The organism is Agrobacterium sp. CG160-95 (assembly GCF_053521725.1).
On sequence record NZ_JBNWDU010000003.1, the window covers coordinates 581,379 to 593,783 of the forward strand.

Sequence of the window (12,405 nt, forward strand, 5' to 3'; positions counted from 1 at the left end):
GCCCTCAACCCGAAAGCCCTGGCTGCGCCGCCTCAACAAACGATCGCACACGGGCAGGCTCGACAGGGTTCCACCAGACACCGCCCTGTTTTAGCGACGAAGCGACGATGACACCGCTGGTGCGCTTCAGGATTTCAACGATATTGGCTTCCCCAACACCAGAACCGACCAGAAGCGGAAGATGTGTGGCCTGCCCGATCTCTTCGATTTCCGCCATCGTTGCGCTGTTACCGGTTCGCTGGCCAGTAGCGATCACCGCATCCGCATCAAAGAAAGCAAGGTCGCGGGTCAGCTCATCGATGCTACGATCACCCGTGATCGCATGCGCGCCATGCTTAACGTGGCTGTCGGCGAAAACCTTTATGTGCTCGGCCCTGAGCAGGGATCGATAACGCATCGCTTCCGCCGCACGCCCTTCCATGAAACCCTCGTTGGCGACATAGGCATTGGCCCACTGGTTGACGCGGATGAATTTCGCTCCGCCCGCCATGGCAATGGCGAAAGCCGGGATCGGCGCATTGGCAAGCACGTTGATACCGAGCGGCACGCCAGTCGCCCGCGCGACCCGGTCAGTCACCACGCTCATGAAGGCAGCTGTCTCATGACCGATATCCTCCGGCTTGGAAAAGGGAATATCGCCATGGTTTTCAACGAGAAGACCATGCATACCGCCTTCGATCAAAGCCTCGGCATCGCGCATGCAGACGTCGTAGATGGCATCCATGGCCGCGCCACGATACCTCGGTGCTCCGGGAAACGGTGGGCAATGCACCATGCCGATCAAGGCCTTGTCACGACCAAAGATTTCCTGGATGGCGTTCGCCCTATTGTCGGATATGATCTGCATGCCTTGTCCTCTCGAAAGTTTTTCATGCGTGCCTTCGTCATCGGCAATATCGCGCTCGACGAAACCTATTCCGTTTCCGCCCTGCCGGAAGCCGGGGCTTCGATTTTCGGCCGGCAGGCCTTCCGCGATCTTGGCGGAAAAGGCTGCAATCAAGCCATTGTCATGGCTCGATGCGGGCTCGATACCACATTGACTGCTGCTGTAGGTACAGATGACAGGTCTGCGACCATCCGCGCCCGCCTTGCAACCGAACCTCTGACCGCCGACCTCATTGGCATGGATGGGCAGACCAGCGATCTCTCCATCATCTTCAATACGCCCGATGGTGAAAACAGCATCGTAACGACCACTGCCTGCGCACAATCCCTGACCCCGGAAGACGTGGCCGGAACCCTTGGTACAGCCAGCCCCGGCGACCTTCTCGTCGTGCAAGGCAATCTGGGTGAAACAACCACCCGTCTCGCACTGTCGCAGGCAAAGGCAACGGGAATGATCACCGCATTCAATCCTTCACCTCTCCAACCCTGGTTTGAAAGTCTCTGGCCGCTCACGGACATCGCTTTCCTCAACCGCGGCGAAGCGGCCGCCCTGACCGGGGATACCGGCTCGACAGCGATAAAATTGCTCATTTCAGCCGGTGTCCGCCAGGTCATCCTCACCCTTGGCGGCGAGGGTTCGATGCTGGGCACGACAAACCAATGCCTGACCGTGCCCGCCGAAAAAACTGGCGTTGTCGATACGACGGGTGCTGGCGATTGCTTCATGGCCGTCACGCTGGCCTCCGCCGCGTTGAGAAACGTCAGTGTGGATGAACGGGCGTTGAGGCATGGCGCAAAGGCATCTGCGCTGACCGTCAGTCGTCGGGGCACGCTTTCAGCCTTTCCCGATATCCTTGAGCTCGCGGATATTTTGTCCAACTGACGATCCTCTCCACCGATACATGCCGCCGCGCTCAGCGAGCTTCTGTCAGCCAGCCCAGAATGTTTTTCCACAAACGGCCGTAGCCCTGCCATTCGCAGAAGGCGGGAGAGAGCCAGTGCGGACCAATGTCGGATGTCCACGCCGCTGTCCGACCCTGGCCAAAAACGCCGGTGACCAGAAGCGGATGACCGCCCTGCTCGGCAGGCAGGCGGGCGACCACGTCCACATCCGCGCGCTCGCGCACCTCTACCTCATTGACACCGAGGAGAAGCGGCCATTCGCCGGAAAGACCTGCAACGGTGGGATGATCCGGCATCAGAATGTCGGCCGTCGATCCTTCTGGAATTTCAACGCGGTCATCCCATGGCAGGCAGGTCACGGGAAGCGTATCTTCCACGGGGGTGCGACGCCACCGGGCCTTGCCATCGATACCCTGGAACGAGAAATATCCGCCAACCATCAGCAGGCCGCCACCCTTTTCGACCCATGCCTTGAGAAGCTTCAGACGGTTTGGAACGGTTTTCGAGTGCAGCCAAACCGCAGGCGGCAAAAGCAGCGAATTGGCACCGATGTCAGAGAGGATGATCGCGTCATACGCATCCAGCCCCGCCATATCGAAGGGAAGTTTCTCGACAGCATCATGCGCCGTCAGGTAGGTCAGCTCGTATTCACTACCTTCGAGCGCCTTTACCAGAGGTTCCGCGCCCAAGTGAAAGGTGACGCTGCCGAATTGGTCGAAGCCCTTGTAGTGAGTGGCGGAGCTGACCCAGCTTTCGCCCACGAGAAGTATTTTCTTTGTCATGTTTCGTTCCATTTCTATAGGTTCGTCACGTCTTCGCCTGGAAGACCGAGCGCGGGTTATCCCGCATGAGGATTTGCAAGGTGAGGTCATCCAGACCATGCCGCTTCAATCGCGGCAGGAAATGCTTGAGGATATAGGCGTAACCATTGCCGCCATACCGCGTCAGCATCATCTTCAGGAAAACATCGTGGGAAAGCAGGATGCGGTCCAGATATCCGCGCTCCACCAGCTGGACGATGGCTTTGGCCGCTTCGTCGTCACTCGGGCATTGGACCTGCTGATCGGCATAGAAGAAATCCATGCCGATCATGTCGTATTCGATGAAGGCACCGCGGCCGGCAAGTTCTCCCTGATAGCCAAGGTCATCATGCGACGGGTTCATGTGACACAGAACGGTGTGACTGACATCCGCGCCTTCCTGCTCGACTACATCGAGAACCCTGTGACCCAGCCTTAACCAGCCCGGAAGATGCACCATGAGGGGCAAACCTGTACGGGCCTGCGCCCTCGCCGCACCCCGCAGCGATTTTTGCTCCTCGGGGGTGAAGTCCGAGGACACACCGATCTCTCCGATCAGACCGATTTTCACGCCGGTTCCGTCGACGCCCTGAAGCGCCTCGTGAACGATTTCATTGGCGATGTCGTCGATGCTGAGCGCTGCCACTTTCTCAGGATGGGAGGAGGCCAGATAATAACCCGCCCCCATCACGATGTTGAGCCCGGTCGCCTCGGATATCCGCCTGAGGGCAAGCGGATTTCTGCCGATACCCTGGCAGGTCGGCTCCACCACTGTATGGCCGCCCTGAGCGGCGAATTCATGCAGTTCTTTAATCGCAAGCGGCTCATCATCCAGCGTGATGTTGTGCTTGTTGACGAAGGGATCCTGGCGAAGTTCGCCGAGGATTTCCTGGCAGACCAAGCCCTCCGCCAGATATTGCCGCTCCGGCGTTTTCGGTGCGTGCCACCAGCAGCGGCAATCGTTGAGAATATGCTCGTGCATCAACGTCACGCCGAGCTTTTCCACCGGGACGGGACCGGCAACCGTCATGAAATTGCCGGAGCGAATATGGCCTTTCGAGAGTTCATCCACCATGGCCTCAACCCTTTTTTCTGGAACCCAAGCGGAAGTTGGTGGTGAAGATGCGTGTGTTGAGCCAGATAGCGGCAAGAATGATCGCGCCCGTGACAATCTGTGTGAAAAAGGGCGAAATATGCATCAGGATCAGCCCGTTGCCGATCACGGCAATGGTCATGGTGCCAAGCACGGAGCCGAGAATGGTTCCGCGTCCGCCCATCAACGATGTACCGCCAAGCACAACCGCTGCCACGACTTGCAGCTCAAAGCCGACAGCAGCATTGGAGGAACCCGAGCCGAGGCGTGACGCGATCAGCAGCCCAGCGATTGCGGATGCCACGCCTGCCACCAGATAGACCGATGCAAGGATCCATTTTGCCGGCATACCCACACGACGCGCAGCCTCCAGATTGGAGCCTACCGCCACGACCCGGCGTCCGTAGCGGGTGGACGAAATGACCACATAGGCCACGACAGTGATGAGGATACCGATCAGCGCCGGCACCGGGAAACCGAACAGGTCTCCGCGACCGAGAAAAAAGAAGCCGGGCGCATCCGGAATAGGCACCGAATACCCTTGGGTGATATAGAGTGCGACCCCTCGAAGGATGGACAAGCCTGCGAGCGTAACGATGAAGGCCGGAATGCCCTGATAGGCAATGAACCAGCCCTGCAAGAGACCAAGCACGGCTCCGAGCATGAGCATGGCGACCAGCACCAGAGGCCAGGGATAGCCCGCCGCCATGAGGATGGCACCGACGGCGTTGATCAGCGCAACCATGGAGCCGACCGACAGGTCGATGCCGCCGGTGATGATGACAAGCGTCATGGCGACGGAAACGATGAGGATGGGAGCGGCCTGACGCACGACGTTCAGCAGGTTGCCTGCCGTTAGGAACGTATCCGTGCTTACGGCAAAGAACAGCATGCAGGCGATGAAAAAGGCCGTTATGGACAAGACCTGCGCGTTTTCGGCGATGAAATCGGCGACGGGTGAGCCCTTGGCGCGTTCAGTGTAGACGGTCAATGGCGACCTCCCACGATCAGTTTGACGAGGTCTTCGAGGCTGGTTTCGTTGATCTGCCGTTCGGCGACCTTCGTTCCCTCGTACATGACGGCGATGCGATCACACACGCGGAACAGATCCTGAAGACGATGAGTGATGAGGATGACGGACACGCCCTTGGCCTTGACCCGGTTGATCAACGCCAGAACGGCCTCCACCTCTGCCACGGCAAGCGCCGAAGTGGGTTCGTCCATGATCAGGACCTTGGGATTGAAGGACGCGGCACGGGCGATTGCGATTGCCTGCCGCTGTCCGCCGGAGAGTTTTTCCACCTTGGCCGTCAACCTTGGAATACGGATTTCCAGCGCGTCGAGCATCTTGCGGGCCTCGGCCAACATCGTCTGCCGGTCGAGGAACGGACCCTTGGTGATCTCGCGCCCAAGAAACAGGTTGCCGATCACGTCTATATGGTCACAGAGGCTCAAATCCTGAAAGACCATCTCGATATTGCGATTGCGCGCATCGGCGGGACCGGAGAAACGGACCTCTTCCCCTTCGAGCGTAATGGATCCTTCATCTGGAATGTAGGTTCCGGAAATAACCTTCGTCAGCGTCGATTTTCCAGCCGCGTTGTCACCGACAAGGCCCAGGCATTCACCGGGATAGATGTCGAGATCGACGCCGCGCAGCGCCTGATGTGAACCGAAGGTTTTTACGATACCGCGAAGCGAGACGCGCGGTTCTTGCGCCGCACCGGAGAGATGCTGGGGGAGAATATCTCCCCCAGCGCCGGTGACAGCGGTTGGGTGCTGTCCGCCGGCGATCATTTGAAGACCGCCCGGTAGGGCTCGACATTGGCCTTGGTAACGATGGTCACGGGCACGGCAATCGTCTTTTCGACACTGCCACCATCAGAAACAGTCTTCAGCGCCTTGACGGCCGCAGCACCCATGGCCGCCGGGTCCTGCTGGATGACACCCGCGACATAACCGGCGTCGATGCCAGCGATCGCCTGCTTGGTCAGATCCCAGCCGAAGACCTTGATGTCCTTCTGCTTGCTCTGGCTTTCGACGGCAGCGACGGCGCCGAGAAGGGCCGGTTCACCCGTTGCGTAGATTGCGGTCATATCCGGATTGCCAGTTATGAGGTTTTCCGCCGCGGAAAGAGCCGTATCCTGCACGTTCTGTCCGTCAACGACGCCAGCCGCCGTGATGCCGGGCTGATCCTTGAGCGTGTCCTCAAAGCCCTTCTGACGGATATTCTGGATGAAAGAGTTGAGGGCCCCGACGACGCCGATCTTGGCCTTGCCGCCCATGTCTGACTTCACATAGTCGACGAAGAACTTGCCCATGTCGGCGCCAGCCTTGGCATTGTCGACGCCAATCTGTGCCTTCTGAGGCCCTTCGGGCAATATTGCGTCGATAGCGACCACTGGGATGTTCGCTTCGGCGGCCTGCTTTACCGCAGGCATGATGCCGTTGACATCGATGGCGACGACCGCAATCCCATCGACCTTCTGCTGGATATAGGTCTCGATGGCGCTGTTTTGCGCTGCCGGATCGTTATTGGCATTGAAGATGACGAGCTTGACGCCCGCTTCCTTTGCCGCCTTTTCCGCACCCTTGTTCATGTCGTTGAAAAAGATGGCCTGCTGGTTGATCTGCACGAGGGCTATCGTCTTTTCCGCGGCACCGGCAATGCCGGCGGAAAGCGTCGCCCCGGCCAGAACGGTGGCGGCAAGGGCTGCGGAGAAATATCTGCGTTTGATTATTGTCATTTGCGTTCTTCCTCTGTTGGTTTTGTCCGTCGCAATTATTGTTTCGACGGCGGCGCAACGGAGCTCCGCACGACGATTTCTACGGGAAGCAGCTCTTCCGGATGGGCCGGAGTTTCCTGTTCCCAATTGGTTTCGGCGAGCAACGACAGGGCGCGCTGGCCAATGGCCCTGACCGGCTGGCGAATGGCGGTAAGCGGCGGATCGAACAGATGCAGCGGGCCGACATCGTCGAAGCCGATCATCGATACGTCCTGCGGAATGCGCACACCCTGCGCCCGCAAGACTTCAATCATCCCGATGGCGATTTCGTCGGAGCTGGCGAAAATTGCCGTGGCGGGACGGCCTTCGGAAAGAAAACGCAAGGCCGCCTCGCGACCGAACTCCGCAGTATAGTCGCCGCAATAACGCATGATCGACGGCTCGGAGCCGCAATGTGTCCGCAACGCTGCCTCCAACCCAAGGAAACGCCGCTGCGTGCTGAGCATCTCTGCCGGGCCGCCGACATAAAGCACGCGTTCGTGGCCATATCCAGCAAGGTGTTCGCCGGCCAGGCGGCCGCCCTGTTCATTGTCACAGAACAGCTTCGGCACGGATGCCCCACTGACGTCTTCATCGACCACAACGACTTTGCCGGTGGCGCTGATAAGCTCGGCAAGCTCGTCCGTATCGGGGTGGTTGGTAACGAAGACCAGCCCGTCGACATGGTTGCGGGCAAGAAGCCGCAGATAGGACAGTTCGCGTCCCGGCCGGTTCAACGTTGCGAAAAGCGATACGGCAAGACCGCGTCTGTCTGCCTCCTCTTCCACTGCTGCAACCAGCATGCCGAAGAACGGGTTGCCGATATCGGGAACGACGAGACCGATCGTATCGGAGCGCCCACGGCTCAGACGCCGGGCATGCGGGTTAGGAACATAGTTGAGCTGGCGAATTGCGTCTTCGATGCGGGCCTTCGTGTCCGCAGGCAATTCCAGCGAGCCGTTGAGCAGCCGCGACACCGTGGCGACGGAAACACCCGCGGTGCGGGCAACATCCTTCAGACTGGTCGCACGATTTGGCGCCATCATTCTTCCCGTTCCTGTTCCCGTGGGCCTTTGGCCTCTTGATAGGCTTGTAAAGCGATTTACTAAACCGGTTTACAAGGAAATCCAAAACTTGCCCCCTGTCAAGATCATTTGGTGAGGCATTCGAATTTTGGCATATCGGAGACTTTTGCGGCCTTCCGACGGACAAAGGCCATCGCAGGAAGAGTGACGGCGCTCCTCGCCTTCACATAGAGGTGTCTTCGATCAGCACCTCTGATTATCAGGATTGTTTCATTGCTAAACGAGTGAAACGGGTCCACTGTGTTTGTTCCAGCAGCTGTAGTACGGGCGCTGCTGTTTAAGGGTTGAATACCCTGGCCCCGACAAAGGAGGACGCCATGTCTTCCATATTCCACCAACCGACAAAACAGAATCTCGCAACGCTAGCTGGCTACGTCTTGTCTGCGGCAAGTGTGGCGCTGATCGTTTACATCCTGATCGGCGCATAGTTGCGATAACCGGCTGTAACTGTGCAGGTTTTAACGCAACGGAAAGCGGTGTTGGACATGATCGAAAGAACCACAGAGACCGAAATCACATTCACGCATCCGTTCCGTCTGGAGGCCCTTTCGGAACCCTTGGGAGCGGGCACTTATCGCCTGGTCATAGACGAGGAATTGATAGAGGGCCTCAGCTTCACGGCGTATCGCCGCGTGGGAACCCATCTAGAGATTCCCGCGATCGCTGTCGCCATGAACCGCCGCCAGTTCCTTCAGGTGTCACCAACTGAAATCGATGATGCATTGGCTCGCGACGTCGCAACCGCAGACGTCGGCCCGCGCGCCATTCCATGATCCCGCAATGGTCGCGCATTTCCTAAAGTGCGTAACAGTTTTACGCCCGGAAAATGCGTAAAAACAAATAGCGAGAGCACGTCAGACAATTTTGTTTAAACAGGATGTGCTCTAGCCGAAGTCGGAAGTCGTCAGGACGTTCAAATTGCGCCGGTACTTGGCATACACCTTCTTGGCAGCCTCGTAGATCGGCGTGCGCATTGCGTCAAAAGACGAAAGGCATTGGGCTTCCGACATGCCTGTTGCATGCACGCCGCCCTTGGCGAGTGCAGCAGCTTCGACAAAAAACCGGATTTCGAACATGCCGTCATGGCCGAAAAACCGCACAGCTTTACGCACGTCGTCAAAACTGCGGGCCGAGTTGGGGAAAGCCAGTGTCATGCTTCACACCTGCTGCGTTCTTCCCTTCGCAAAACGTTGCGACGATTGAGTGAAAGCATGCCATCGGTTGCTTCCGATATGCTGAGTTCGGTCAGCCTGCGGCCACCCACCCGTACCGGCACACCGGTGAATACATGATATATGGTCCAGGTTTGGTCCCTCTCGATCCTTCTTCCATATTGGGAGTCAACCGTATCGGCAACGGAAGTCCCGCCTTCGTTCTCCCAAACTTCGATCCTGAGCGCCTGGCGTCTTTGGTCGTTATAACTATTCATGGTCTTGCCTTTTATCCGAGGCTTCAGCGCGGCTTTGATCCGCGTGGAGCCGGTTTTATTCTACATTGCAACTGCTGCGTTCCTGTCTCTCGGTCGAAAGTCCCTATCGATCGGAGTGGTGCTTGAGCCAGACATCCCTAAGAACCAGATGCGGCGTCGTGTCCGGGCGGTACCAAGAAAATCCAGGAGCGAAACGACCAGACGCCATGAAATGGCACTGGAGAAATGCAGATGGTTTGCGTTGTGCAACTGATGGCAGCGTAGTCCCCCGTCAACCTGCATGCTCGTGACGCAACAGGTGACATCTCGGTGATTACCGCAAAGAAATACGGCACCGTCAGCGCAAACATTCACTAAAGGACAACGAAGAAGAGGCGGTGCCTCTCTGACACCGGGGAGCCGTGCTGCCAGCACAACGAAGCCTATACTGCGCCTGGATTGCGCGGAAAACAAGGCGGACGCTAAAACCTGCCGGGCAGACAAAGCAAACACGTCTATTCAAAGCACGCATTTCTACGCCATAATAGAGGTAGCCGAGCCCTGTTTTCCTGTCCTTCCCCGGATCAACATCAGCAGGCAGGCATCGCAGCCGGCAAATCGGGCCCGAAAAACCCAGGCTACTTTAGGCTGACAGGATCATGCGCTTTTTTTCCTGTCCGGAAAGAAACTCACGGACATCCTGTTCTCGTAGCGGTGCCGCATAGATATAACCCTGCACCAACGTAGCACCGAGACCTTCAAGCGCCGCGAGTTCCTCCCGTGTTTCGACCCCTTCCACCACGCATTCCAACCCCATGTCGCGGCTGAGCGTGAGCAGCGATTTCACGATTTTGTAGCTGGCTGGCTTTTCGTGCAGATCCGTAACGAAGCTGCGGTCAATCTTGATCTTGGTGAGGGGAAGAGCGTGCAGCCGTGTCAGGCTGGAATAACCGGTGCCGAAATCGTCAAGCGAAATGCCGCAACCGAGCCGCCGCAGCATTTCGACCGACTGCCTGACCTGTTCGAAATCATGCGCAAAGGCCGTTTCGGTAATCTCTAGGTCAATACGTGTTGCGTCGAAGCCGCTGTTTTCGATGATGCCGATCAATGACAGCACGCCTTCGCAGGAATTGAGGTCATGGGCGGAGAGGTTGAAGGACAGTCTAAGGGATGGCTCCCATGCCGATGCGGAAACGAGAGCGGCTCGAAGAAGAGGCCGTGTCAGCGAGCTGACGATACCGGCCCGCTCGGCAATGGCGAAGAACTGGGCAGGCGGGACATGCCCAAGGACCGGGCTGTGCCAGCGCGCCAGTGCTTCAAAGCCCGCAGCTCTTCCATCGCGTATGTCGACGATCGGTTGGAACACGACTGAAAGCTCGTTTTCTATCTCTTTCTGCTTGAGCAGATGTTCGATACGGGCTTCGATATTGATCTGCTTTTCATGCTCCGCATCGAAGAGGACGGCATCGCCGCGCCGGGTTTTCTTGGCGTGATACAACGCATAGTCCGCGCGGTCGAAAAGTTGCTCAAGCGTCAAAGCGAGGCACGGAAATACGGCTATCCCCATGGAAGCAGCGACATGCACCGTTCCCTCGGGCAGATGATAGGGCGCCCTCAACCGTTCCGAGATCAAGTTCGCATTTACGACGAGTTGCGCATCATCGGGTATGATTGGTGCAACGATCGCAAACTCATCTCCCCCAAGGCGGAATGCCTTGCTGGTCGTCAGAGTTTCGGTGAGACGTTTGCTAACGTTGACGAGCAGCCTGTCGCCCACGGAATGGCCGTAAAGGTCGTTGACGGGCTTGAACCCATCAAGATCGATAACGCCAAGCGCCAGTCGCGTTCCCGCCACCCTTGCTTTTTCGATTTCGGCTTCGAGATGGGCGAAAAAGGCGCGGCGGTTGGGCAGTTCCGTCAGGCTGTCGATATTGGCAAGCAGCAGGTTCTCATTGTTCAGCGCTTCCGTGCGCTGCTGCGAAACAATCATGCGCTCGAAATTGCGGTAGTTGGTCAACAGGATGGACATCATGCCAGCGCAGACCAGAAGGACATTGATGGCAATGGCGATGAATGTCGGTTGCCTTGAGGCCAAAAAGAAGATGATGAAGGCGCCGTTGACGATGGCCGTGACCATGAAGGCGGCCGAACGCACATACATCAGACAGAAGATGCAGGAGATAACGGTAATCGCCATGTAGAAGGCGACATGAGACTGCGTATAGGCGTCCCCATAGGGCACCAGCAAAAAAGACCAGAGCGTGAATATAATGGCGATACCGGCTGCCAGGCGATTTGTGCGCTGAAGCGCTGCATGGGCCACCTTCGGCGGGGGATCGATACCGCGGGTTCTCCACCAGAATGCAACCCTGACGGTGCAGCCGAGTGTGAAAAAAGCGGGAATTCCAATGGTGAGCCAAAACGGCGCCAGTTGCAGATGTGTAGTAGCCAGCGCCCATGTACTTGAAATCAGTATGAAATACATCATCGGCATCTGCCGCGTGAAAGCGCGATATTGCGCTTTCAGCAGGTCCGGATTGTCGGACCGGACAGACATAAAATACAGCAATTTCTGTTTGGCGCCAAGTATGTTCATTTGCACGACTCATCGAGTACAGAGTCGGTTATTTATCAAGTCCGTGTTACATCATCGGAAATACACAAGGTAAATCAAGAGGAAATGAAATCAACTCCAAGGTGTGCAGTCATGTTTTTACATAATCTGCGGCAAATAAGCTCTATTGCTGAATAGAAATCAGCTGAGTACGACGATCGTTGCCGGCGTTTCTTGTTGCGGCCATCGCTGCAGCGCCTCCTGTCCGGCAGGGGTCAAGCCATAGACGCCTCTATCCAGACGTTCAAACCAGCCATAGACGTTTGCAAGCAAAATCTTCCCGGCATCCGGTATGCTGGATCTGACCTGACGCACGCGCAGCGGCCCTGATGCCAACGCCAAAGCGCAGCCGAGTGCCTGTTGGCGGTACGCGGTCATGATTGGTGCGCGAGTGCTTCCACCCACCGCCGGATCTCCGCGTCGCCTCTTGTGTTCACGTATCAATCGCGAACGCCGTTTCGGATTGGTTCGCGGCATCGGTGATATGGAACTGACGATAACGCTGACGTCGCCAACATCGGAAATGCCGAGCATGCCGATCCCGAGCCTGCGGCAGAGGTCGCGGTAACGTTTGTCAGCCTCGCGGCCCTTGCCCTTGGCTGAGACCCGTGCCGCAATCCAGACCTCGTCTGCCATAGCCGCGCGATCAACCGCCTGCAAAATAAGCTCCAGATTGAAGCTCAGTTTCAGCTCGCAGATGACGACAACAGGCGGATCGTTATCGCTCAAGCCCACGAGGTCGCAACTGCCAACCTCGCCTTTGACAGTGTAGCCCGCTTCCTCGAGGAAACTTTTGACGGGTAGATAAAGCGAAGTTTCCATGTACCCGCAGATTAAATTGACGAACCAGGC

General features: G+C 57.4%; 13 protein-coding genes. 2 read left to right on the forward strand and 11 right to left on the reverse strand.

Going from position 1 to position 12,405, the window contains the following annotated elements; translation table 11 throughout:
• Positions 1-4 precede the first annotated feature (4 nt).
• Positions 5-847 carry a BtpA/SgcQ family protein gene (locus tag ACQZ63_RS13980; RefSeq protein ID WP_038494808.1) on the reverse strand — a complete coding sequence of 281 codons (843 nt, stop codon included), beginning with the start codon at positions 845-847 and terminating at the stop codon, positions 5-7.
• 24 nt (positions 848-871) lie between these two features.
• Between ACQZ63_RS13980 and ACQZ63_RS13985 the strand changes: the two genes are divergently transcribed.
• Entirely contained in the window at positions 872-1,768 is an 897-nt protein-coding gene (locus ACQZ63_RS13985) for a ribokinase (protein WP_013762216.1), read from the forward strand.
• A 31-nt stretch (positions 1,769-1,799) separates the two neighbouring features.
• Here the strand turns inward: ACQZ63_RS13985 and ACQZ63_RS13990 are convergent, their stop codons facing one another.
• From ACQZ63_RS13990 to ACQZ63_RS14015, 6 genes are read right to left on the reverse strand one after another with little or no spacing between them, the layout of a single operon-like run.
• A complete protein-coding gene (locus ACQZ63_RS13990) occupies positions 1,800-2,570 on the reverse strand; it encodes a glutamine amidotransferase (protein ID WP_003518260.1) in 771 nt (256 codons plus the stop codon).
• Positions 2,571-2,595: 25 nt separating this feature from the next.
• Positions 2,596-3,663 carry a phosphotriesterase family protein gene (locus ACQZ63_RS13995; RefSeq protein ID WP_013762214.1) on the reverse strand — a complete coding sequence of 356 codons (1,068 nt, stop codon included), beginning with the start codon at positions 3,661-3,663 and terminating at the stop codon, positions 2,596-2,598.
• Between the two features lie 4 nt (positions 3,664-3,667).
• Positions 3,668-4,672 (reverse strand): ABC transporter permease, encoded by a 1,005-nt coding sequence (locus ACQZ63_RS14000; RefSeq protein ID WP_003518264.1) that lies wholly within the window; start codon positions 4,670-4,672, stop codon positions 3,668-3,670.
• Complete coding sequence (locus tag ACQZ63_RS14005; RefSeq protein WP_013762213.1) at positions 4,669-5,478, reverse strand: ATP-binding cassette domain-containing protein; 810 nt, start codon at positions 5,476-5,478, stop codon at positions 4,669-4,671. Before ACQZ63_RS14005 ends, ACQZ63_RS14000 begins: the two co-directional genes overlap by 4 nt.
• Positions 5,475-6,428 (reverse strand): ABC transporter substrate-binding protein, encoded by a 954-nt coding sequence (locus ACQZ63_RS14010; RefSeq protein ID WP_019566852.1) that lies wholly within the window; start codon positions 6,426-6,428, stop codon positions 5,475-5,477. Before ACQZ63_RS14010 ends, ACQZ63_RS14005 begins: the two co-directional genes overlap by 4 nt.
• A gap of 35 nt (positions 6,429-6,463) precedes the next feature.
• The gene (locus tag ACQZ63_RS14015; protein ID WP_013762211.1) at positions 6,464-7,489 is read right to left on the reverse strand and encodes a LacI family DNA-binding transcriptional regulator; all 1,026 of its coding nucleotides are present in this window, start codon (positions 7,487-7,489) and stop codon (positions 6,464-6,466) included.
• A gap of 527 nt (positions 7,490-8,016) precedes the next feature.
• Here ACQZ63_RS14015 and ACQZ63_RS14020 point away from each other — a divergent pair.
• Complete coding sequence (locus tag ACQZ63_RS14020; protein WP_019566850.1) at positions 8,017-8,304, forward strand: hypothetical protein; 288 nt, start codon at positions 8,017-8,019, stop codon at positions 8,302-8,304.
• Positions 8,305-8,415: 111 nt separating this feature from the next.
• Here ACQZ63_RS14020 and ACQZ63_RS14025 read toward each other — a convergent pair whose 3' ends face one another.
• The 4 genes from ACQZ63_RS14025 to ACQZ63_RS14040 form a co-directional block, all read right to left on the reverse strand.
• Positions 8,416-8,685: a DUF1488 family protein gene (locus ACQZ63_RS14025; protein ID WP_013762208.1), complete on the reverse strand. Its 270-nt coding sequence runs from the start codon at positions 8,683-8,685 to the stop codon at positions 8,416-8,418.
• Positions 8,682-8,975, reverse strand: coding sequence for a hypothetical protein (locus tag ACQZ63_RS14030; RefSeq protein WP_025595135.1), 294 nt, complete (start codon positions 8,973-8,975; stop codon positions 8,682-8,684). The genes ACQZ63_RS14025 and ACQZ63_RS14030 overlap by 4 nt, the downstream gene beginning before the upstream one ends.
• A 607-nt stretch (positions 8,976-9,582) precedes the next feature.
• The gene (locus ACQZ63_RS14035) at positions 9,583-11,535 is read right to left on the reverse strand and encodes a putative bifunctional diguanylate cyclase/phosphodiesterase (protein WP_019566848.1); all 1,953 of its coding nucleotides are present in this window, start codon (positions 11,533-11,535) and stop codon (positions 9,583-9,585) included.
• A 159-nt stretch (positions 11,536-11,694) separates the two neighbouring features.
• The gene (locus tag ACQZ63_RS14040; RefSeq protein WP_019566847.1) at positions 11,695-12,375 is read right to left on the reverse strand and encodes a DUF2161 domain-containing phosphodiesterase; all 681 of its coding nucleotides are present in this window, start codon (positions 12,373-12,375) and stop codon (positions 11,695-11,697) included.
• Positions 12,376-12,405: the final 30 nt, after the last annotated feature.

Excerpts from the sequence above, each read along its gene's own strand:
- ACQZ63_RS13980 (WP_038494808.1), bottom strand. The coding sequence starts at position 847 with ATGCAGATCATATCCGACAATAGGGCGAACGCCATCCAGGAAATCTTT.
- ACQZ63_RS13985 (WP_013762216.1), top strand. The coding sequence starts at position 872 with ATGCGTGCCTTCGTCATCGGCAATATCGCGCTCGACGAAACCTATTCC.
- ACQZ63_RS13990 (WP_003518260.1), bottom strand. The coding sequence starts at position 2,570 with ATGACAAAGAAAATACTTCTCGTGGGCGAAAGCTGGGTCAGCTCCGCC.
- ACQZ63_RS13995 (WP_013762214.1), bottom strand. The coding sequence starts at position 3,663 with ATGGTGGATGAACTCTCGAAAGGCCATATTCGCTCCGGCAATTTCATG.
- ACQZ63_RS14005 (WP_013762213.1), bottom strand. The coding sequence starts at position 5,478 with ATGATCGCCGGCGGACAGCACCCAACCGCTGTCACCGGCGCTGGGGGA.
- ACQZ63_RS14010 (WP_019566852.1), bottom strand. The coding sequence starts at position 6,428 with ATGACAATAATCAAACGCAGATATTTCTCCGCAGCCCTTGCCGCCACC.
- ACQZ63_RS14015 (WP_013762211.1), bottom strand. The coding sequence starts at position 7,489 with ATGGCGCCAAATCGTGCGACCAGTCTGAAGGATGTTGCCCGCACCGCG.
- ACQZ63_RS14020 (WP_019566850.1), top strand. The coding sequence starts at position 8,017 with ATGATCGAAAGAACCACAGAGACCGAAATCACATTCACGCATCCGTTC.
- ACQZ63_RS14025 (WP_013762208.1), bottom strand. The coding sequence starts at position 8,685 with ATGACACTGGCTTTCCCCAACTCGGCCCGCAGTTTTGACGACGTGCGT.
- ACQZ63_RS14035 (WP_019566848.1), bottom strand. The coding sequence starts at position 11,535 with ATGAACATACTTGGCGCCAAACAGAAATTGCTGTATTTTATGTCTGTC.
- ACQZ63_RS14040 (WP_019566847.1), bottom strand. The coding sequence starts at position 12,375 with ATGGAAACTTCGCTTTATCTACCCGTCAAAAGTTTCCTCGAGGAAGCG.